Source organism: Variovorax sp. LG9.2 (assembly GCF_035018885.1).
Lineage (GTDB): Bacteria > Pseudomonadota > Gammaproteobacteria > Burkholderiales > Burkholderiaceae_C > Variovorax.
Genome location: NZ_JASJXB010000001.1, coordinates 113,083 through 132,719 on the forward strand (window position 1 = coordinate 113,083; position 19,637 = coordinate 132,719).

The following is a 19,637-nucleotide window of genomic DNA, read 5'->3' on the forward strand; positions in this document are numbered from 1 at the left end:
AAACGGACTACTTGTAGTAGCCGCCCTTTTTCATCTCACGCTCGGCCGCGGTCTGCGATGTCTTCAACGCCTGGTCGACAGTGACCTTGCCCGACAGTGCCGCGCTCATCTGCTGGCCCACAGCCACGCCGATCGCCTGGAACTCCGGAATCGCCGCGTACTGCACACCGACGTACGGTGACTTCGGCAGCGTGCTGTCGGTCAGGTTGGCGGTGTCGATGGCCTTCTTCTCGGCTTCTGCGAACTTGGCCACCTTCTGGAATTCAGGGTTGGCATAGGTCGACTTGCGCGTGCCGGTCGGCACCGAAGCCCAGCCCGTTTCCTTGGCGACCAGGTTGATGTAGTCCTTCGACGTTGCCCACTTGATGAACTTCTGCGCAGCTTCATCCTTGCTCGAGCTGGCGGGGATGGCGAGGTTCCACGACCAGAGCCAGTTGGCGCCCTTGGGCGTCGTGGCGGTCGGTGCCTGCGCGAAGGCGACCTTGTCGGCCACCTTCGACTGCTTCGGGTCGCTGATGAACGATGCCGCGATGGTCGCGTCGACCCAGGCAGCGCACTTGCCTTCGTTGAACAGCGCCAGGTTCTCGTTGAAGCTGTTGGCCGACGCGCCAGGAGGGCCGTCTTTCTTCATCATGTCGACGTAGAAAGTGACGGCGTCATGCCAGGGCTTGGTGTCGATCTGCGGCTTCCACTTCATGTCGAACCACTGGCCACCGTTGGTGTTCACCAGCGTGGTCAGGAAGGCCATGTTGTCGCCCCAACCCGGCTTGCCGCGCAGGCACATGCCGTACACACCCGCCTTCGGGTCGTTGGCCTTGTCGGCGAACGCCCTGACTTCGGTCCACGTTGGGTTGTCGGAGATCTTGATGCCGAGCTTGTCTGCCAGGTCCTTGCGGTACATCAGCATCGAGCTCTCGCCGTAGAACGGTGCGGCGTACAGCTTGCCGTCGGTCGAGAGGCCGCTGCGAATCGCGGGCAGCAGGTCGTCGACGTCGTATGCCGCGTCGGTGGCGATGGGCTTGAGCCAGCCCTTCTTCGACCAGATCGGTGTTTCATAGAGGCCGATGGTCATCACGTCGAACTGGCCGCCCTTGGTGGCGATGTCGGTGGTCACGCGCTGGCGCAGGGTGCCTTCTTCGAGCGTCACCCACTTGAGCTTGATGTCGGGGTTTGCCTTCTCGAAGAACGGCGTGAGCTTCTGCATTTCGATCATGTGGCCGTTGTTCACGGTGGCAATGACCAATTCCGTGGCGGCATGGGCGAACCCGGCAGCGGTGAGTGCGAGGACGAGGCCCGCTTTGGCAAAACGCTTCATGAATAGTCTCCTGTTGTGATCAGCGACCACCGATCGCTGTGGGAAGGATTCTGTAGATTGCGGATTGCGGCTTTGGTACTTCGATTGCCACATCCGGTACTTTCATGCATTGATTGGCTAGTGGATTCCCTGATTCGAGCAATACAGGATGTAGTTTGACCCTGGCGACGTGAAAAAGGCCGCGCAAGGCGGCCTTTGGAGGATGCAAGTTTCGAGCGCCTAAACGACCGGTACCGTGGTGGGCGGAGCGCCCCACTGGTTGGTCTCAGGCTGCGACGGCTGCACCGTGAAATACAGGAGGACGAAATTGACGAGCGGAATCAGCCCGAGCAGCATCAGCCAGCCGGTCTTGCCGATGTCGTGGAGGCGGCGCGCGCCGACTGCAATGATCGGGACGATGAACACCAGCACCACCAAGCCCTGCACGAAGCGGTGAATCAGCGCGCCGACAAACAAGGCGATCAGATACACGAGGACGAACCACCAATACTCGGATCGCGAAGCACGACCCGTGAAATCGGCGAACTTGGTGAAGCACGTGCGAACAGATTCCTGGATATTCATTCGGCTAACTCCTCTTTGTAGTCCCATGGGAAAACCCCAAAAGGATCATAAAGGCGGAGTGGCCGTGCAAGCCACTTAAGCTGGCGGACGCAGGCGCTCCAGCAAACCGGCCGTCGAAGCGTCGAGCCCGGAAGTGTCCCCCGAAGCCAGCCGCGGCTCGATGTCCCGCGCCAGCACCTTGCCGAGTTCCACGCCCCACTGGTCGAAGCTGTTGATGCCCCACAGCGCGCCGCTGGTGAACACGCGATGCTCGTACATCGCCAGGAACGCGCCAAGCGTTTCCGGCGTGAGCTTCTCGAACACGAAGAAAGTGCTGGGCCGATTGCCCGGAAAGTTCTTGTGGCCGCCAGCGTCCTGCTTGCCGACCATCAGCGCCTGCGCCTGCGCGATGCAGTTGGCCAACAGCTTCGGGTGATGCCCATCGAGATCGTGCGATGCATCGCGCACGCCGATGAACTCGAGCGGCGTCACGTCGGTGCCCTGGTGCAACATTTGAAAGTACGCGTGCTGCCCGTTGGTGCCCGGCTCGCCCCACAACACCGGCGACGTACCGAAAGGCAGCAGCTTGCCGTCGAGGTCGACCTGCTTGCCGTTGCTCTCCATCTCGAGCTGCTGCAAGTACGCCGGCAAGCGCTTCAACGCGCTGTGATACGGCGCGATGCTGCGCGTCGTGAAGCGATGGAAGTTGCGATACCAGACATCGAGCAGCCCGAGCCGCACCGGCAAGTTCTGCGCCAGCGGCGCGGTGCGAAAGTGCTCGTCCATCGCGTGTGCGCCAGCCAGCAGCGCACGAAAGCCGTCGGCACCGATGGCCAGCGCGATCGGCAACCCGATGGCGGACCACAACGAGTAGCGCCCGCCGACCCAATCCCAAAAGCCGAAAGTGGTGTCGATGCCGAACGCTTTGGCCGCTTCGACATTGGTCGTGAGCGCCGCGAAATGCTGCGCGATGTCGACGCCGCCGGCCTGCTCGAACCAGCGCTTGGCCGACTGTGCGTTGGTCATCGTCTCGGCGGTGGTGAAGGTCTTCGACGCGATCAGGAACAGCGTGTGTTCCGGGGCCAGACCCTTGAGCACGCCGGCCAGTTCGTGGCCGTCGACGTTCGAGACGAAGTGAAAACGCTTGCCAGGCGCGACGTACTCGGCCATGGCCAGCACCGCCATCTGCGGGCCGAGGTCGGAGCCGCCGATGCCGATGTTGACCACGTCGGTGATCGTGTGATCGGCGCGTACCTTTTCGGCGTATGCCAGCATCGCATCGAGCGTAGCGTGCACCTCGGCCAGCTTGCCGGTCATGCCTTTGGTGGCCGGCGCGCGCAGCAGCGTGTGCAGCACGGCGCGGTCTTCGGTGGTGTTGATGTGGTCACCGGCGAACATCGCGTCTCGGTGCGCTTCGAGGCCGCATTCGCGTGCCAGCGCCAGCAACAACTTTTCAGTTGCCACGTCGGTCAGGTTCTTCGACATGTCGGCGAAGACATGAGGCGCCGACTGGCTCAGCGAGGCGACGCGCTGCGGGTCCGATGCAAAAGCTTCGCGCAAATCGAGCGACTTGCCGGACGCTTCGAAGTGCGCCTGCAACGCGGCCCAGGTCGGCGCGTTGTCGGCCCGCAAGTAGCCAGATGCCAGGGGCACGCCTGCGGCGCTCAATTGGCCTCCATCAACTTTTCAAGCTTGATCGCATCGGCGGCGAAGGCACGAATACCCTCGGCCAGTTTCTCGGTGGCCATCGCATCCTCGTTCATGGCAAAGCGGAACCCTGGCTCGTCGTAGGAAGCCGGCTGGATATCGAGCTTGGCCGCAGCCGACGCATCGAGTGCATGCGGCAACGGCGCTTCGCTCGCCGCCAGTTCGCCCAGCAGTTCGGGGCTGATGGTCAACAGGTCGCAGCCCGCCAGCGCGGCGATCTGGCCAACGTTGCGAAAGCTCGCGCCCATGACTTCGGTCTTGATGCCCTGGCTCTTGTAGTAATCGAAAATCTGCTGGACCGACTTCACGCCCGGGTCGTTGGCGCCCGCGTTGGCGGCCTCCTCCCACTTGGCGCCACCTGTCTTTTTGTACCAGTCGTAGATGCGCCCGACGAAGGGCGAGATCAGCTTGACCTTGGCCGCGCCGCACGCCACCGCTTGCGCGTACGAGAACAACAGCGTGAGGTTGCAGTTGATGCCCTTCAGCTGGAGCTGCCGGGCGGCCTCGATGCCTTCCCACGTCGACGCAACCTTGATGAGCACGCGCTTTTCGACGTCGATGCCTTCTGCGCGATACAGCGCCACGATGCGGTCGGCCCGTGCCACCGTCGCAGCGGTATCGAAACTGAGTCGTGCATCGACTTCGGTCGAAACGCGGCCCGGAATGATCGACAGGATCTCGGCGCCGAAGCGCACCAGCAGCCGATCGATCACCTCGTCGATCGGCTTGCCCTTGAATTTGGAAACCGCTTCGTCGAGCAGCGGTCGGTAGTCCGGCTTTTGCACGGCCTTCAGGATGAGCGACGGATTGGTCGTCGCGTCCTGCGGTTTGTACTGCACGAATTGCCGAAAGTCACCGGTGTCGGCGACAACGGTGGTCCATTGGCGAAGGGCGTCGAGTTGGTTCATCGAAACATTATCCTGCGCGATGTCGGCGAATGCTTGTACCGGGATGAGCGGCCTGCATGTTTTGATGCAGCCTCCGGGATGCAAGGTCACCGGCAAATAGCGCCGATGCCGACAGTCCCCGTGGTCCGTCACCGACACCGCCTCGAGCGTGTGCGGTCCAGTATTTGGAAACCGTTACATCAGGAGGATTCAATGTCCTTTCGTCGCAGCCGCGAGCCGCTCCCGTCGTCAGCTTCTCGAACCCGTTTCGGATCCGAAGACCATTCCCGCAACGTGTCCATCGGAACCCTTGCGGCCGCCTTCTGCGTGGGCGGGTTCCTCACGCTGATCGCGTTGACCAGCGCACGAACTGCACGCGCTCAAGCCATGGGCGGCCCGGCAGACGGCGCGCCTTTGATGCGGGCACCGCTGCAAGTCGTGGCACCGGTCGACCTCAAGCGCTACTCGGGCGTCTGGCACGAACAGGCCCGGTTGCCCAACCGGTTCGAAAAGAAGTGCACCGGCCCGGTGTCGGCCGACTACACGCAGCTGGCCGACGGCACGTTCGAGGTGCGCAACCGCTGCATGCTGGCCGACGGTAGTTTCGACGAAGCGGTGGGCTCTGCACACGTCGTTCCAGTGATCGGCCAGCCCGGCGCAGGCAGGTTGAAAGTGCGCTTTGCACCCGCTTGGCTAAGTTGGCTGCCGGCAGTTTGGGGCGACTACTGGATCCTGAAGCTCGACCGCGACTACCAGGTCGCGCTGGTCGGCACGCCGGATCGCGACTACCTCTGGGTGCTGTCGCGCGCGCCGCGGGTCGACGAGGCAACGCTTGCCGCCGAACTCGAATACGCACGGACTCTGGGGTTCGATGTCGACAAGGTGGTGCGGACTGGCGAGCCGGTGGGGTCCGCGGCTTTCACGCCGACGTCGGGCAGCCGGACGACATTGCCACACAAGCGCGCAGTCACCACCACAACTCCCTGACGGTCGCCTCAGATCCGACGATTGCCGTCGTGGCAGCGGTCCCCCGTGGTCCCCGACAACGCAGTCATCTGACGGGCCAGCTGTTCAGGCAGCGCAGTCGGCGACTCGCAATGCACGGCGTGCCAGCCGAAGACACGTGCTGCGTCCACATTCGCCCTGGAATCGTCGATGAACACGGTCATCTGGGGCTTCAGCACAAAACGATCTGCCAGCAACGCGTAGATCTCGCGCTGCGGCTTGAGCAGCTTTACATCACCTGAAAAAATGCCGCCGTCGAACCACTGCAGGAACGACATCCGCCGCTCCAGCGCGCGCGCATACGGCACCGGCATGTTCGACAGGTAATACAGCTTCAGGGCTTCGCCGGCATCACGGCGCTGGCGCAGCCCGTTGAGCAGTTCGACCGTGACCGCGATCGGCGCCAGTCGCTCGCCCATCGGGGCCAGCAACGCGTCGAGCTTGTCGGCCGGCAGGCCCAGGCGCGTCGCCATCAGACCGATCGCAACATCTAGCGGATGGGTGCCGCGGTCGAAGCCGAGCCAGTCTTCATGGTGAAACATGTCGCGCGCCAGCGCGTGTGCAGCCTTGGCGGTCGGTGCATGGGCGCCAAGGTGCGCCTGCACCAGAACCGCGGGCTCCCAGGTCAACAGCACGGCGCCCAGATCGAAAACGATATTCATGCCGCCATTGGACCGCAGGAGCCACCCGGCGCTCTCAAGCCGCCGCGGGCACCACCGAAACGCCATGGTTGCCAAGCGACAACGTCGTCTTTACGCCGGCAGCCAACGGACGCGCGAGGTCGTAAGACACCACGAACACCGCACCGAGCGCCGTGTCGAAGACGTACTCGTAGAAGCTGCCGAGGTAGGTCGCCTTGCGCAGCGTGGCGTCGATGCCGACGGCAGAGCCGATCAGCCAGGCCTCCGGCCGCACGGCCACCTTGACCACGCCCGGCGCAACATTGCCATAACGCGACCCCAACGTGAGCGGGCCGAGCGTGACCACGCCATCGGGCTGCGCCATGGCCGGGAACACCATCGCCTCGCCCATGAAGCCGGCGACGAATTCGCTTTCAGGCTTGCCGTAGAGCTGCTCGGGCGTGCCGCGTTGCGCGATGACGCCTTGGTCCATCACGATGATCTGGTCGCTCACCGCCAGCGCCTCGCTCTGATCGTGCGTGACATAGGCGACCGTCAGCTTCAACCGTTGCTGCAGCGTGCGGATCTCTTCGCGCATCTCGCGGCGCAGGCGAGCGTCGAGGTTCGACAGCGGCTCGTCGAACAGCAGCACCGCGGGCTCCAGCACCAGCGCGCGCGCCAGCGCCACGCGCTGCTGCTGGCCGCCGGACAACTCGCTCGGCAAACGCGTGTCGAAACCGACCAGCCCGACACCGCGCAACGCTTCGCGGGCACGCGACGTCGCCTCGTCCTTCTTGATGCCGCTCATGCGAAGGCCATAGGCCACGTTCTGGATCACGTCCATGTGCGGAAAGAGCGCGTAGCTCTGGAACATCATGCTGACGTTGCGCTCGCCGGGCCCGAGCGTGGTGACGTCGCGGCCGCCCATGAAAATCGAACCCGAGGTCGGCGATTCGAGCCCCGCGATCATGCGCAGCGTGGTCGTCTTGCCGCAGCCCGAAGGGCCGAGGATGGTGGTCAGCGTGCCTTGCGGCACCTCGAAGCTGATGCCTTTGACAGCGAGCGGTGCACTGCTGTCGGTGCCGTAGCGCTTGGTGACGTTGCGAAATTCGATGCCGTGGGTCGTCATGACTGCCTTGTGTTCAGTGCGCGGGTTACGCGGGCGTCGCCACCGTGGTCGAGCTTGCGGCAATGGCGCCGCGGCGCCCCAGCCTGCGCTCACCGACCGCCCACTGGATCAGCGCGATCACCGCCGACATCAGCACGATCAGCACCGTGCAATACGCCAGCGCGACACCGTAGTCGCCATTGCCGACGCGCCCGATGATGTAGGTCGTCGCCAGTTCGTTCTCGGCCGTGACCAGAAAGATCACCGCGCTCACGGTCGTCATCGCACGCACGAAGCTGTAGACCAGCGCGGCCACCAGCGCAGGCTTCAACAGCGGCAGCACGACCTTGAAGAGCGTTTGCGAAGTCGATGCGCGCAGCATCAGCGAAGCCTCGTCGAGCGAGCGGTCGAGCTGCTTGAAAGCGGCCGTGCCGGCACGCACGCCCACCGGCAAATTGCGGAACATGAAGCACAGCACGATGATGAGTCCGGTGCCGGTGAGCTCCAGCGGCGGCACGTTGAAAGCCAGGATGTAGCTCACGCCGAGCACCGTGCCCGGTATCGCAAACGCCAGCAGCGCCGCGAACTCGAAGAGCCCCTGCCCCTTGAACTCATTGCGCGCCAGCAGCCAGGCGATGAGCATGCCGAGCGTGGCGGTGATCGGCGCCGAGATGCCGGCCAGCTTGAGCGTGGTGAAGAGCGAGTTCCATGCGGTGCCGGCCCACACCAAGCCGAACTGTCCCCATTCGAGCGAGAACGCCGTCTTGAAGTGGGCGAGCGTCAGGGTGTAGTCGCGACCCCAGGTCTGCACGAAGCCGCCGGCGAAGGCGAAGAGATAGACCACCAGCGTGAACACGATCCAAGGAAAGGCGATGGCGTAGATCGTGCGCCGTACGCCATCGGGCAACGGCATCGCGATACCGGCATCGCCCTTGCCGCTGACCGTGGTGAAGTTTTGTTTGCCGAGCAGGCCGCGCTGCAGCGCGAAGACGCCGAGCGCGAAGAAGGTGAGGATCCAGGCCAGCGAAGCCGCCCGCCCCGGATCGTTCTGCGCGCCGACGATGGCGAAGAACACATCGGTCGCAAGCACCGAGAAATCGCCACCCACCACCACCGGATTGCCGAAATCGGCCATGCTCTCGATGAAGCCGACCAAAAACGCATTGGCCAGCCCCGGCTTCAGCAACGGCAGCGTGATGGTGAAGAAGGTGCGACGCCGGTCGGCGCGCAACATTTGCGCGGCTTCTTCGAGGCTCGGCGCGATGCCCTGCACCACGCCGCGCATGATCATGAAAGCAATGGGCGTGAAGGCAAAGAGCTGCGCGATGATCAGGCCCTTGAGCCCGTAGAACCAGCGTGACGGCTCGATGCCGAACCAGCTTTCCAGCAACTGGTTGACGACCCCGGCGCGGCCGAACAACAGGATGAGCCCGAGCCCGACGACGAACGGCGGCGTGATGATCGGCAACACCGCGAGCACGCGCAACGGGCTTTGCCAGCGCCTGTGCCCGCGCTCGGCCATCAACGCCATCAACGTGCCTAGAAAGGTGGTGCCAATGGCGGTGACCAGCGCCAGCGCCAGTGTGTTCCATGCGACGCCGCAGCGCAGCCCGCCGGCCAGACAACTCAGGCCCCAGATACGCTCCATGAAGACACGGCCGACGAAGGCCGACAGCGACGCATGGCCGTCTTCGTCGAAGAAGGCGCCGGCCAGCGCCTTGCTCACCGGATAGGCGATGAAGAGCGCCATCAGCACGTCGCAGCCGATGACCGCTCCCGAGACGAACAGATCGCCCTTGAAGAAGCCGAGCCGCGCCAGCCCGAAGGCGCACAGCAGGATGAGCGCGAGCAACGCCACGAAGCCGCCGGCACCGATGCCGAACTGATTGACCGCGAGCTCGCCGAAAGCGCTGTTGAGCCAGCCCGCGCTCCAGCCCCGGGCACCGATCAGGAAGCCGGCGAGCGAAAGGCCGACCGCGCCGACGAGTCCGCCGACGAGCAGCCAGCGGCCCTGCGCACGGCCGGCTGGCAGCAGCGCACCGATGGTGCACAGCGCGAGCCCAGCGACGCCCGCGAACAGCCAGACCCGCCCGTGCGTTGCCGCCTGCAACACGCCATTGGCAGCCTCGTCGCCGCTGAAGATTCGGGGCAATGCTTCGTACCAGCTGGTGTCCTGAATGGCGTACCACGGCAGGACCACGTAGCCGAAAAATCCCGCCGCGAGACAGAGCCAGATCGCGGCGTTGCGCTTGCCCTTCACATCACGCTTCATCACGCTTGACTGGGTGCGCACTCGAGCCGTCACTCAATGCGGAAGCGAGTTGACGTCTTTTTCCCAACGCGCGATCAGCCGGCGACGCTCCGCGCTCTCACCGTACTTCTTGTAGTCGTAATTGATGAGCTTGATCTTCTTGAAGTCGGGCACGTTGACATCGACCGGCGTCGCCCTGTTCGATGGCAACTGGTACTGCTTGGCGGCCGCGCCGAAGGTCTGCGCCTGCGGGGTCAGCGCCCACTCGTAGAACTTCTTGGCCTGCTCCAGATTGCGTGCACCCTTGACGATGCTCATCGAGCCGATCTCGGCACCGGTGCCTTCGCTCGGCGTGGCGGTCTCGACCGGAAAGCCCTGCATCTTTTCTTGCGGCGCGTCGTGCACGAAGCTGATCGACACCGCCGTTTCACCGCGTGCCACCGCCTTGATCGGGCCGGTGCCCGAACGGGTGTACTGGCTGACGTTCTTGTGCAGCGCCTTGAGATAGTCGAAGGCCTTGTCTTCGCCCATGAGTTGCACCAGCGTGGCGATCATCGTGTAGGCCGTGCCGCTCGATGCCGGGTTGGCGACCTGGATGTCGCCCTTGTATTCGGGCTTGAGCAAGTCGGCCCAGCTGGTCGGTGCAGCCAGCTTTTTCTTCTTCAGCAGCTCGGTGTTGTAGCCGAAGCCGAGCGGTCCGGAGTAGATGCCGACGGTCTTGTAGCCCGACTGTTGCGCCTGCTGCTGCGCCCACGGATAGAGCTGCGGCAACGACGGGGATTTGTATTCGAGCGTGAGGCCCGATTCGGCCGCCTGCAGGTGCGGGTCGCCGGTGCCGCCGAACCAGACATCCGTCTTCGGGTTGTCCTTTTCCGCGACGAGTTGGGCCAGTGCCTCGCCCGAGCCCTTGAGCGCCAGGTTGATCCTGACGCCGGTGGTCTTTGCGTAGACCGTGGCGATCATGTTGCACCAATCGGCCTGCACCGAGCAGATCACGTTGACTTGCTGGGCCGACACCGCACCAGACGCAACGAGCAACACCACCGTACCAAGAAGTTTTTTCATGTGACCTTACGCCTGACGTTGATCCGGCACTGCAAACAAAATGGCCCACTCGGGCCACGGGTCAGCCTATCAAAGTCAGGGCGTTTTCAGCATCGGTACAACTACCATTAAAGTGATGCATGGCCACCCGTGGCACCCTTCTCCATCACCCACACAAGTCATCCCCATGAGTTTCGATCTCGTTTTGTTCGGCGGCACCGGCGACCTGGCATGGCGCAAGCTGATGCCGGCGCTGTTCCAGGCATTCCGACATGGCAGCCTTCCGGCCGAGGGCCGCATCATCGGCGTCTCGCGCGAAGACCTCACAGAGGACGCCTATCGCGAACTGATCCGCTCGCGCTTCAAAGCCGTCGAAGGCGCCAAGCGGCCGAGCGAGGACGAGTTCAAGAAGTTCTCCGAGATGCTGACGTTCCAGCGCATGGACCTGTCCAAGCCGTCCGACTACGCGCGGCTCGCGGACCTGCTCAAAACGCGCAACGCCGAGACCGTGGTGATGTACGTCGCCACCGCGCCTTCGCTCTTCACGCAGGTGGTCGAGCAGATCGCCGCGGCCGGCCTCAACGGTCCGCAAACCCGCGTGGTGCTCGAGAAGCCGCTGGGCCACGACCTCGCATCGAACCAGGCGATCAACGCGGCAGTGCGCAAGGTGCTGCACGAGAACCAGGTGTTCCGCATCGATCACTACCTCGGCAAGCCGTCGGTACAAAACCTGTTCGCGCTGCGCTTCGGCAACTCGCTGTTCGAGCCGATCTGGCGCCGCGAGCACATCGCCAACATCCAGATCACCATCGCGGAGGACCTGGGCGTCGAGAAGCGCGGAGCCTTCTATGACCAGACCGGCGCCTTGCGCGACATGGTGCAGAACCACGCGCTGCAGCTGGTGTGCGCCATTGGCATGGAGCCGCCGATCAACGCGCACGCCGATGCCATTCGCGATGAAAAACTGAAAGTCCTCCGCTCGCTGAAGCGCTGGACGCCCGAGACGTTGGGCCTGCATGCGATTCGCGGGCAGTACACCGCGGGCACGGCCTACGGTGAACGCGTGCCGGGCTACAAGGAAGAAGCCGGCGTGCCGCCCGACAGCCGCACCGAGACCTTCGTGGCGCTGCGCACCGAGATCGAGAACTGGCGCTGGGCCGGCGTTCCGATCTACATCCGCACCGGCAAGCGGCTGGGCTCGCGCGAAGCTCGCATCGAGATGAATTTTCGGCCAGCTCCGCACGCGATCTTTCGCACGCCGGTGGGTGTCGCAAACAAGCTGGTGATCAACCTGCAGCCGAAGGACGGACTCGAACTGCATCTGCTCGCGCAGGCGCAAGACCAGCGCGTCACCATCAAGGGCGGCGTGCGCAGCGACATGGTGCCGCTGGCGCCGGTGCAACTCGATCTCGATTTCGACAAACGATTCGGCGCAGAACGCGTGGGTGCGTATGAGCGCCTGCTGCTCGACGTGATCGCCGGTCGGCTGAATCTTTTCGTGCGCAGCGACGAGCAGGAAGAAGCGTGGCGCTGGGTCGAACCGCTGATCGACAGTTGGGCCGCCGATGGCGCACCGCGCCCTTACGCCGCGGGCACTTGGGGGCCGAGCGCATCGAGCGCGATGATCGCCCGCGACGGGTTTGCCTGGGGCGAAGAGCAGTAAGCGTTTTCGGGCTTGTCGACTCAGGTACCGCGCTCGAACCAGTCGCGTGCCGAACGGCCCTGGTCCGGGCCGAGCATCGAAAAACCGCCGTCTACCGGAATGTCGGCACCGGTGACGAAGCGCGCTGCATCCGAGCACAGGAATAGCACCACCTGCGCCACATCGTCGGCGTCGCCAGCACGGCCGAGCGGGTGCAGCGGCGCGGCCATGGCGTCGGCCCGCGCCCTGTCGCCACCGGCCATGCGCGACAGCGCGTCCGACCAGGTCCATCCCGGCGACACCGAGTTGACGCGCACGCGCTGTGGCGCCAGCGTCGCGGCCTGGTTGCGGGTGAGCTGCAGGATGGCCGCCTTGGCTGCCGGATAGAGGGCACGACCGGCCGTGCCGAACTTGCCGCCGACGCTGCCCATGTTGATGACCGCACCGCCTTGCTTCGCCAGCTCGGCGCTGGCCTTGTGGACCAGCAACGCGCCAGATACGAGATTGATGTCGAGCGCATGGAGCCATTCGGCGCGGCTCGCCTCGGCGCCACGGTCGCCGTAGAACACGGCGTTGTTGACGACGAAGTCGATGCGGCCGGCGAACTCGAGCGCCGATTGAATCAACGCATCGAGCACCGCGTCGGAGCCGATGTCGCCATGCACGAAGCGGCAGCGCGGGCCCAGCGCCGCATGCAATGCACGGCCGCGGGCTTCGTCGATATCCACCGCCAGCACATAGGCGCCGGCATCGACGAAGGCGCGTGCGATGGCGGCGCCGATACCAGTCGACGCGCCGGTGACAATCGCCAATTTGCCTTCGAGCTGGCCGTCGTGCGTCATCGTTCAGCCCTCGTGTTTGCTGCCATCTGCGCCACGGCTTCGTCCACCGTCACGATGTCCGCCAACAACGACAGCGTCTCAAGGCTCGCAGCATGCAGATGCGGCTTGGCGGTGCTGCACGCATCGCCGATCACGGCCACGTCGTAACCCAGATCGCTCGCATGGCGTGCGCCGTGCTCGACCACGTAGTTGGTCGCGATGCCCGCCATGTAGAGCCGCGTGGCGCCAGTGCGCTGCACCAGGGCTTCCAGATCCGTCGCCCAGAACGGGTTGTCGCGCTGGTGCGTGACGATGGCTTCGCCGGACAGCGGCGCCAGCGTCGCGAAGAAGTCGGCGCCCCATTGACCCTCTTGCACCGCGCCGCTTTTGACGACGTTGCGGAACAGCGTGCAGTTGGTCAGACAGTCGGCATAGCCAGGCGCGAACGCGATGCGGACAGAAATTACGGGGACGCCGTTTGCCCGTGCGCCGGCGATCAGTCGCGTCGCCGCATCGATCAGCAGCGTGCGTTTGCGGTCGTCCGCGGCGACGCCGACGCGCACCAACCCATCGGGGTGCAGCACATCGTTCTGGTAGTGCATCGCAAGCAAGGCGGCCTTCACATGAACACCTCGAGCGCTTCGTGCGGCGCCTCGCAATTGAGCAGGTCGACACGCTTCATCCGGATGCGAAAGCTGTCGCCCTCGCGTTGCAGCGTGTGCAGCACGCTGCCACCGAAAGCGCGTTGCGCGTCCTTACGCCATTCGAGCAAATGAAAGGTCGAGTAGACGATGCAGCCATCCGCCTCGCGCGACTCGAGCGCGATGTTGCCGATGACGTGCGAGGTGCGCGTGGCTGGCTGCTGGGAATAGGCGCGCACCTGCGACAACCGGCGCACGCGCATCGAGCGCAGCAGGGCGTCGTCGCGAAAGAGCGAGGCGTGGTTGAGGTGGTCGGTCTGTCCGCGCACCAGCGGCATCCAGTACAAGCCGTCAGGCGTGAAGAGGTCCATCCATTCGGCCCAGCGGTGCTCGTCGAGCAGCCGCGCCTCATGGTTCAGGAACTGCGTGATGTGCTGCTGCTCTTGCCAGTCTGTGAAGTTCATGCGGCATCTTTCAGCAGACCGTGCTTTGTCGGCTCGGTTGCCATGTAGCCGGCCCATGCGCGGAACATGTTGCGCATCGGCATCTCGCTGTTGCCGTTGGATGCACGGCCACCGGGCAACGCCTCTTCGCGTCCTGCCGCGCGGTGCAGGCTGACCCAGTCGCCACCGTCGGAGCCGAGGCCTTCCTGCACGCGGTTGTAGGCCTCCAGGTCATCGGGCATCACGGTCGACGACGGCGAGTTGATGACGTTGGTGTACTTGAGCGCGCGTTGGAAAGTGGCATCCGGCGCGCCCTTCAACCTGAAGGTGAAGATCTCGACCAGCGTGCGGTCGACCGACAGCGGCCGGATCACGCGAATCTGCTGGAACGAGGTGTGCGGCGAACAGCTCGGGTAGACGATGGTGTTGTGCCGGTTCACCCGCAGGATCTCGTCGGCACGCGCCGCGCCCTGGCGGGCTTCGAGCGAGGCGACATAGGCCAGGCTCACCGGATCTTTGGGCGGCGTGAAGATGCCTTCCATGTAGCCGTGGCCGCCGTCGTAGCCCTTGAGCTCCAGCTTCTCCCAGAACTCCAGCGGCTCGCCGTTGCCGTCGACGATGACGATCTCGAAAGGTTTTTGCGTGCCCTCGGGCATCGACTCGAACTCTTCCTTGGCGGCGCGCCACGACGATTCGTGCGTGGCGACCGCATGGATGGTGTCGTGCAGGTTCTCGAAAAAGATCTTCCAGTTGTTGCGCTGTATGACGCGCTGCACGCCGCCGGCCACCTCGACTTCGCCATCGGGTGCCCGGTCGCAGAAGTTGTCGAGAGAGGTCGCCACGCCGCCAAGAAATTCGGGCAGATCGGGCCCGTCGGCCGTCAGGCTGGCAAAGACGAAGCCGCGATACGTCGCCACGCGCGCCACCTTGCGCACGCCGTTGTCGCGGTCTTTCAAGTCCATCGCAGTGTCTTCGTAGCCACTGCGCAGAGGCACCGACAACAAGCTTCCGTCGCACTTGAAAGTCCAGCCGTGGTACAGGCAACGCAGGAACTTGCCTGCGCTGCCGCTGCCGTCCGGCACGATCTTCGCGCCCTTGTGCGGGCAGCGGTTGTAGAGCACGTGCACCGCGCCATCGGAGTGCCGCAGCATGACGACCGGCTCGCGCCCAAGCCGCGTGGTGAAGTAGTCGCCAGTGTTCGGTACCTGGCTCTCGTGACCAACGTAGAGCCAGGCCTGGCCGAAAACGCGGTCCATCTCGAGCTCGAAAATTTCGGGGTCGGTGTAAACGCTTTTGTGGACGCGGTCGGCCTGCACGAGCGTGTGGGGGGCCGCGATTCTCTGCGCACGCGCCGTGGGATAGAAGCGCACTTGTCGTTCGACGGGTTGTTCGACTTCTCTTTCAACCGCAATGTCGGTTTGGTTCTGCATCGGGGGCTCGCTTTCAAAATACGAACATGGCTGCATTCTGGGAAGGGTTCTGTGCCGCGTCTGTCCGCTTCGAGAATGCCGCGCATTGCCCGAAATGGATAGCCCGCGCGGCCGGTCGCCACCAGACTCTCGAGCACATCAAGTTACTTCGAGGATCTTCATGCCTGCTCTGTCACAGTTTCCCCGCAGCCTTGCCTGCCTGACTTTCGCCTTGGCTGCGACGCTGTCTACAGCGGCTGGCGCACAGGGCGTCAAGGTCGGCCTCGCGCTCGACCTGTCCGGTCCTTTCGCGGCGCTCGGCGCCGATTCCAAGACCGGCTTCGCGGTCGCGATGAAGCAACTCGGCGGCAAGCTGGGGGGCGTGCCGGTCACTTACGTCGAAGCCGACACCGGCGGCAACCCCGACTCGGCGCGGCAGGCGGTCGACCGCATGGTGCAACGCGACAAGATCGACCTCTTCACCGGCCCGATCGGTTCGCAAGTCGCGCTGGCCGTAGGCCCGGTGCTGTTCGCGGCCAAGGTGCCGTACCTGTCGAACAACACGGGCCCGAGCGCGTACTCCGGTGCGCAGTGCAATGCGTACTTCTTCGGCACCTCGTACCAGAACGACGCGTACCACGAGTCGGCCGGCAAGTTCGCCTCCGACAAGGGCTTCAAGAAGACCATCGTGATCGCGCCCAACTATCCGGGCGGCAAGGATGCGGCCAACGGTTTCAAGCGCGCCTACAAGGGGACGGTGGCCGACGAGATCTTCACCAAGCTCGGCCAGATCGACTACGCGCCGGAGCTCGCGCAGATTCGCGCCGCCAAGGCCGACTCGCTCTACTACTTTCTGCCCGGTGCGATGGGCATCGCCTTCGTCAAGCAGTTTGTCGCCGCCGGCTTGTCAAAAGACGTGACGCTGGTGTCGACCGCCTTCGCCGCCGACGAAGACATGATCGGCGGCGTCGGGGAACCGATGCTGGGCATCTTCAACACTTCGCATTGGGCGCACGACCTCGACAACGATGCCAACCGCCGCTTCGTCGCCGACTACCGCACGCAAAACGGTGGCCGCAATCCTTCGCTCTACGCTGCGCAAGCCTACGACGTGCTGATGGCAATGGACGCTGCGGTGCGCGATGTTGGCGGCAAGGTGGGCGACAAGCCCGCGTTGCTCAAAGCGATCAAGGCCGCCAAGTACAAGTCGATTCGCGGTGACTACAAGTACGGCGCCAACAACTTCCCGATCCAGAACTACTACCTTCGCGTCATCAGCAAAGACGCCACCGGCCGCATCACCAACAAGCTGATCGGCACCGTCATGACCAATTACGTGGACACGGGCGCACCGCTCTGCACCGCCAAGCTGTAAGCCCCAGGAACACGCCAAGGGCACGCTTGTTGCTATGAACGTTGAGGTCTACGCTTACGGGCCAGGGAGTGCCCATGAACGCTTTGTCCAGCCAGCAGCTGTCGCCGTTGTATCGGCATGAGGTTTTTCGATCGCGTCATGCCGACGAAACGCAGGCGCTCGTCAGCGCCGAGCTGAAGTCGCATCGCAGCCACTGGGGCCGCGGCGCGGTCGACTCGGCTTTCTACCGCGCCGGTTTGGGGCCGATGTCGTTGTGCATCCTGCGTTACGGCTGCGAAGTCGACATCGAACCCGACTCGCTCGACGACTTCGTGCTCGTGCAGATGCCTTTGCGCGGACGCGCCGAGGTCCGCATGGGCAGCGAGCTGGTGCAGATCCATGCCGGCCAGGGCGCGGTGATTTCGGCGCATCGGCCTGTCAAGGTGAAGTGGCACGCCGGCTGCGAACAGCTCATGCTGAAGATCGAGCGCAAGCATCTGAACGAGGTCGCGCGCCAGACCTTTGCAGCAGATGACGTTCGAGATCGGATCGACGACAGCAACATCGAATTCGAGACACCGTTCCGACTCGACAATGCCATCGGCATGCAGTGGCGGCGCCTCGTGGCGGGACTGGTCGCCTTGCTGCCCGCAGCCGCACCGGTCACGGGCGGCGGGACCTACGACCCACAGTGGTTGCTGCACTACGAAGACAACCTCATTCGCTATCTCTTGTGCCATCACCCGAACTCGGCGCGGCGACAACACGACGGTGCACGGCGCTCGACACAGCGAATCGACTTGCCGCCGCTGCGTCGCGCCGAAGAGTTCATGCAAAGCCGGCTCGCGGAAAGCCAGTCGCTCGACGACATCGCCCATGCCGCCGGTGTGAGCCGGCGCACGCTGAGCCTGATGTTTCGTCGGCACCGCGAGGCTTCGCCGATGGAAGCCTTGCGCAATCTGCGACTCGATGCGGCGCACGCGCAGCTCGTGAGGCGCAGCGCAGACAGCGTGACCGACGTCGCGCTCGGCTGCGGCTTCTCGCACCTGAGTCGCTTTTCGGCTTCGTACCGCGAGCGCTTCGGCAAGCTGCCGAACGAAACCTGGCGCAGCGCCCGGCTCTGCTGAGCCGAGGCGCCGGCTGTTCTAGACCCGCGCCTCGCGCAGTGCCTTGCCCGGGATCACCATCTGCACGATCGTCGCCACGACGATGTTGACGATCAGCGCAGTCAGGCCGGTGTAGAGCGTGAAGCTCGTGTCGCCGAAGTGGAAGGCATGGACCGGCTTGATGCCGTCCGAGAACGCCAGCCAGCTGCCGCCGACCAAACCGACCAGCCATCCTGCCAGCAACGCCGGTGCACGGAACCAGTTGAAGAACAGGCCGAACACCACCGACGGAAACGTCTGCAGGATCCACAGCCCACCGAGCAGCTGCAGGTCGAGCGCGAACTGCGTCGGCAGGAACAGGATGAACACCAGCGCGCCGAGCTTGACGACGAGCGAGACGATCTTCGCAACCTTGGCTTCACCCGCAGGCGACACGCTTGGGTTGACATACGGTTTCCAGAAGTTGCGCGTGAACAGGTTGGCAGCGCCGATCGACATCACCGCCGCCGGCACCAGCGCGCCGATCGCGATGGCGGCAAAAGCGAAGCCTGCGAACCACGAGGGAAAGAGCGCATTGAAAAGCGTGGGCACCACGTCGTTGTTGCTCTTGACCGTGAGCTTGGCTGCGTAAGCCATGTAGCCCAGCAAGGCGATCAGGCCCAACAGCACGGTGTACGCGGGCAAGAAGACCGCGTTCTTGCGGATGGTGTCTGCGCTCTTGGCCGCGAAGATGCCGGTGAGCGTGTGCGGGTACATGAAAGCCGCCAGCGCCGAGCCCAGGGCGAGGCTGGCATACGGCAGCATTTGCGACGGCTTGAGGATGAGCCCGGTCGCGCCGCCCTTGGCCGCGAACGCCGCGCCTGCCTCGTGAAACACGCTGGCGTAGCCGCCGAGCTTCATCGGCACCAGCACCACCGCGACCAGCACCACGATGTAGATCATCAGGTCCTTGACGAAGGCGATGAGCGCCGGCGCGCGCAGTCCGGCCGAGTAGGTATAGAGCGCGAGGATCACGAAGGCCGCTGCCAGCGGCAGTTCACCGGTGAGGCCGAGCGCCTTGATGACGACTTCCATGCCGACCAGTTGCAGCGCGATGTACGGCATGGTCGCGACCACGCCGGTGATAGCCACAGCAAGTTCGAGCGAGCGCGAACCGTAGCGCCCGTACACCACGTCGGCAGCGGTCACGTGGCCGGCGCGATGCGCCGCATGCCAGAGCTTGGGCATCACGACGAAGACGATCGGATAGACGAGGATGGTGTACGGCAACGCGAAGAAGCCATACGCTCCGACCGCGTAGACCAGCGCCGGCACCGCGATCACCGTGTACGCCGTGTAGAAGTCGCCGCCCACCAGGAACCACGTGATCCACGTGCCGAAGTTGCGGCCACCCAGCCCCCATTCGTCGAGGTGTGCACCTTTTTTCTTGTCGGGTGCCTGCCAGCGCGAAGCCGCAAAGCCCATCACCGTGACCAGCACGAAGAAGAAAACGAAGACCCAAAGGGCCGTCCAGTTGATCTGGCCTGCCATCATTCTTCTCCCTTGGCCAGACCGTGCCGGTAGACGATCCAGATCAGCAGCGCGGTGACGGGCACCCACAAAAGCTGATACCAATAGAAGAAGGGAAAGCCGAACAACGCAGGCAATTCAGCGTTGTAGAACGGGATCCACAAAAGCCCGATGAAGGGCAGCAATAGCAGTAGCCACATGCTCTGTTCTCCTTGATGTTGTTGCGTTGTTC

At 64.1% G+C, this 19,637-nt stretch carries 18 protein-coding genes; 4 read left to right on the forward strand and 14 right to left on the reverse strand.

The window, feature by feature from the left end; translation table 11 throughout:
* Positions 1-7: 7 nt before the first annotated feature.
* The 4 genes from QN413_RS00545 to tal form a co-directional block, all read right to left on the reverse strand.
* Positions 8-1,315: an ABC transporter substrate-binding protein gene (locus QN413_RS00545; RefSeq protein WP_187054479.1), complete on the reverse strand. Its 1,308-nt coding sequence runs from the start codon at positions 1,313-1,315 to the stop codon at positions 8-10.
* 219 nt (positions 1,316-1,534) lie between these two features.
* The gene (locus tag QN413_RS00550) at positions 1,535-1,879 is read right to left on the reverse strand and encodes a DUF805 domain-containing protein (protein ID WP_323494737.1); all 345 of its coding nucleotides are present in this window, start codon (positions 1,877-1,879) and stop codon (positions 1,535-1,537) included.
* A 75-nt stretch (positions 1,880-1,954) separates the two neighbouring features.
* Positions 1,955-3,526, reverse strand: a complete 1,572-nt coding sequence (pgi, locus tag QN413_RS00555) for a glucose-6-phosphate isomerase (RefSeq protein WP_323494738.1) — start codon at positions 3,524-3,526, stop codon at positions 1,955-1,957.
* Complete coding sequence (gene tal, locus QN413_RS00560; RefSeq protein WP_323494739.1) at positions 3,523-4,473, reverse strand: transaldolase; 951 nt, start codon at positions 4,471-4,473, stop codon at positions 3,523-3,525. Before tal ends, pgi begins: the two co-directional genes overlap by 4 nt.
* Positions 4,474-4,746: 273 nt before the next feature.
* Here tal and QN413_RS00565 point away from each other — a divergent pair, with 273 nt between their 5' ends.
* The gene (locus tag QN413_RS00565; RefSeq protein WP_323494740.1) at positions 4,747-5,439 is read left to right on the forward strand and encodes a lipocalin family protein; all 693 of its coding nucleotides are present in this window, start codon (positions 4,747-4,749) and stop codon (positions 5,437-5,439) included.
* A gap of 8 nt (positions 5,440-5,447) precedes the next feature.
* On the opposite strand, the gene QN413_RS00570 is transcribed toward QN413_RS00565, so the two are convergent.
* The 4 genes from QN413_RS00570 to QN413_RS00585 are packed head-to-tail and all read right to left on the reverse strand — an operon-like array spanning position 5,448 to position 10,501.
* Positions 5,448-6,119, reverse strand: a complete 672-nt coding sequence (locus tag QN413_RS00570) for an HAD family phosphatase (protein WP_323494741.1) — start codon at positions 6,117-6,119, stop codon at positions 5,448-5,450.
* Positions 6,120-6,153: 34 nt separating this feature from the next.
* Positions 6,154-7,206, reverse strand: a complete 1,053-nt coding sequence (locus tag QN413_RS00575; RefSeq protein ID WP_323494742.1) for an ABC transporter ATP-binding protein — start codon at positions 7,204-7,206, stop codon at positions 6,154-6,156.
* A gap of 25 nt (positions 7,207-7,231) precedes the next feature.
* Complete coding sequence (locus tag QN413_RS00580; protein ID WP_323494743.1) at positions 7,232-9,457, reverse strand: iron ABC transporter permease; 2,226 nt, start codon at positions 9,455-9,457, stop codon at positions 7,232-7,234.
* 33 nt (positions 9,458-9,490) lie between these two features.
* Complete coding sequence (locus QN413_RS00585) at positions 9,491-10,501, reverse strand: ABC transporter substrate-binding protein (protein ID WP_323494744.1); 1,011 nt, start codon at positions 10,499-10,501, stop codon at positions 9,491-9,493.
* 166 nt (positions 10,502-10,667) lie between these two features.
* On the opposite strand from QN413_RS00585, the gene zwf reads away from it, so the two are divergent.
* Positions 10,668-12,143, forward strand: coding sequence for a glucose-6-phosphate dehydrogenase (gene zwf / locus QN413_RS00590; protein WP_323494745.1), 1,476 nt, complete (start codon positions 10,668-10,670; stop codon positions 12,141-12,143).
* Between the two features lie 20 nt (positions 12,144-12,163).
* Here the strand turns inward: zwf and QN413_RS00595 are convergent, their stop codons facing one another.
* From QN413_RS00595 to QN413_RS00610, 4 genes are read right to left on the reverse strand one after another with little or no spacing between them, the layout of a single operon-like run.
* Positions 12,164-12,964, reverse strand: coding sequence for an SDR family oxidoreductase (locus tag QN413_RS00595; RefSeq protein ID WP_323494746.1), 801 nt, complete (start codon positions 12,962-12,964; stop codon positions 12,164-12,166).
* Positions 12,961-13,566 (reverse strand): isochorismatase family cysteine hydrolase, encoded by a 606-nt coding sequence (locus QN413_RS00600; RefSeq protein WP_323494747.1) that lies wholly within the window; start codon positions 13,564-13,566, stop codon positions 12,961-12,963. The genes QN413_RS00595 and QN413_RS00600 overlap by 4 nt, the downstream gene beginning before the upstream one ends.
* Positions 13,563-14,048 (reverse strand): aromatic-ring-hydroxylating dioxygenase subunit beta, encoded by a 486-nt coding sequence (locus QN413_RS00605; RefSeq protein ID WP_323494748.1) that lies wholly within the window; start codon positions 14,046-14,048, stop codon positions 13,563-13,565. The genes QN413_RS00600 and QN413_RS00605 overlap by 4 nt, the downstream gene beginning before the upstream one ends.
* The gene (locus QN413_RS00610; RefSeq protein ID WP_323494749.1) at positions 14,045-15,457 is read right to left on the reverse strand and encodes an aromatic ring-hydroxylating dioxygenase subunit alpha; all 1,413 of its coding nucleotides are present in this window, start codon (positions 15,455-15,457) and stop codon (positions 14,045-14,047) included. Before QN413_RS00610 ends, QN413_RS00605 begins: the two co-directional genes overlap by 4 nt.
* A gap of 160 nt (positions 15,458-15,617) precedes the next feature.
* Here QN413_RS00610 and QN413_RS00615 point away from each other — a divergent pair, with 160 nt between their 5' ends.
* A complete protein-coding gene (locus tag QN413_RS00615; protein ID WP_323494750.1) occupies positions 15,618-16,811 on the forward strand; it encodes an ABC transporter substrate-binding protein in 1,194 nt (397 codons plus the stop codon).
* A gap of 74 nt (positions 16,812-16,885) precedes the next feature.
* A complete protein-coding gene (locus tag QN413_RS00620; protein ID WP_323494751.1) occupies positions 16,886-17,917 on the forward strand; it encodes a helix-turn-helix domain-containing protein in 1,032 nt (343 codons plus the stop codon).
* Between the two features lie 18 nt (positions 17,918-17,935).
* Here the strand turns inward: QN413_RS00620 and mctP are convergent, their stop codons facing one another.
* Together mctP and QN413_RS00630 are read right to left on the reverse strand one after the other, a co-directional pair.
* Entirely contained in the window at positions 17,936-19,426 is a 1,491-nt protein-coding gene (gene mctP / locus QN413_RS00625; RefSeq protein ID WP_323494752.1) for a monocarboxylate uptake permease MctP, read from the reverse strand.
* Positions 19,426-19,605: a DUF3311 domain-containing protein gene (locus tag QN413_RS00630; RefSeq protein ID WP_323494753.1), complete on the reverse strand. Its 180-nt coding sequence runs from the start codon at positions 19,603-19,605 to the stop codon at positions 19,426-19,428. Before QN413_RS00630 ends, mctP begins: the two co-directional genes overlap by 1 nt.
* Positions 19,606-19,637 lie beyond the last annotated feature (32 nt).

Excerpts from the sequence above, each read along its gene's own strand:
- QN413_RS00545 (WP_187054479.1), bottom strand. The coding sequence starts at position 1,315 with ATGAAGCGTTTTGCCAAAGCGGGCCTCGTCCTCGCACTCACCGCTGCC.
- QN413_RS00550 (WP_323494737.1), bottom strand. The coding sequence starts at position 1,879 with ATGAATATCCAGGAATCTGTTCGCACGTGCTTCACCAAGTTCGCCGAT.
- tal (WP_323494739.1), bottom strand. The coding sequence starts at position 4,473 with ATGAACCAACTCGACGCCCTTCGCCAATGGACCACCGTTGTCGCCGAC.
- QN413_RS00570 (WP_323494741.1), bottom strand. The coding sequence starts at position 6,119 with ATGAATATCGTTTTCGATCTGGGCGCCGTGCTGTTGACCTGGGAGCCC.
- QN413_RS00575 (WP_323494742.1), bottom strand. The coding sequence starts at position 7,206 with ATGACGACCCACGGCATCGAATTTCGCAACGTCACCAAGCGCTACGGC.
- QN413_RS00580 (WP_323494743.1), bottom strand. The coding sequence starts at position 9,457 with ATGAAGCGTGATGTGAAGGGCAAGCGCAACGCCGCGATCTGGCTCTGT.
- QN413_RS00585 (WP_323494744.1), bottom strand. The coding sequence starts at position 10,501 with ATGAAAAAACTTCTTGGTACGGTGGTGTTGCTCGTTGCGTCTGGTGCG.
- zwf (WP_323494745.1), top strand. The coding sequence starts at position 10,668 with ATGAGTTTCGATCTCGTTTTGTTCGGCGGCACCGGCGACCTGGCATGG.
- QN413_RS00595 (WP_323494746.1), bottom strand. The coding sequence starts at position 12,964 with ATGACGCACGACGGCCAGCTCGAAGGCAAATTGGCGATTGTCACCGGC.
- QN413_RS00605 (WP_323494748.1), bottom strand. The coding sequence starts at position 14,048 with ATGAACTTCACAGACTGGCAAGAGCAGCAGCACATCACGCAGTTCCTG.
- QN413_RS00610 (WP_323494749.1), bottom strand. The coding sequence starts at position 15,457 with ATGCAGAACCAAACCGACATTGCGGTTGAAAGAGAAGTCGAACAACCC.
- QN413_RS00615 (WP_323494750.1), top strand. The coding sequence starts at position 15,618 with ATGCCTGCTCTGTCACAGTTTCCCCGCAGCCTTGCCTGCCTGACTTTC.
- QN413_RS00620 (WP_323494751.1), top strand. The coding sequence starts at position 16,886 with ATGAACGCTTTGTCCAGCCAGCAGCTGTCGCCGTTGTATCGGCATGAG.
- mctP (WP_323494752.1), bottom strand. The coding sequence starts at position 19,426 with ATGGCAGGCCAGATCAACTGGACGGCCCTTTGGGTCTTCGTTTTCTTC.
- QN413_RS00630 (WP_323494753.1), bottom strand. The coding sequence starts at position 19,605 with ATGTGGCTACTGCTATTGCTGCCCTTCATCGGGCTTTTGTGGATCCCG.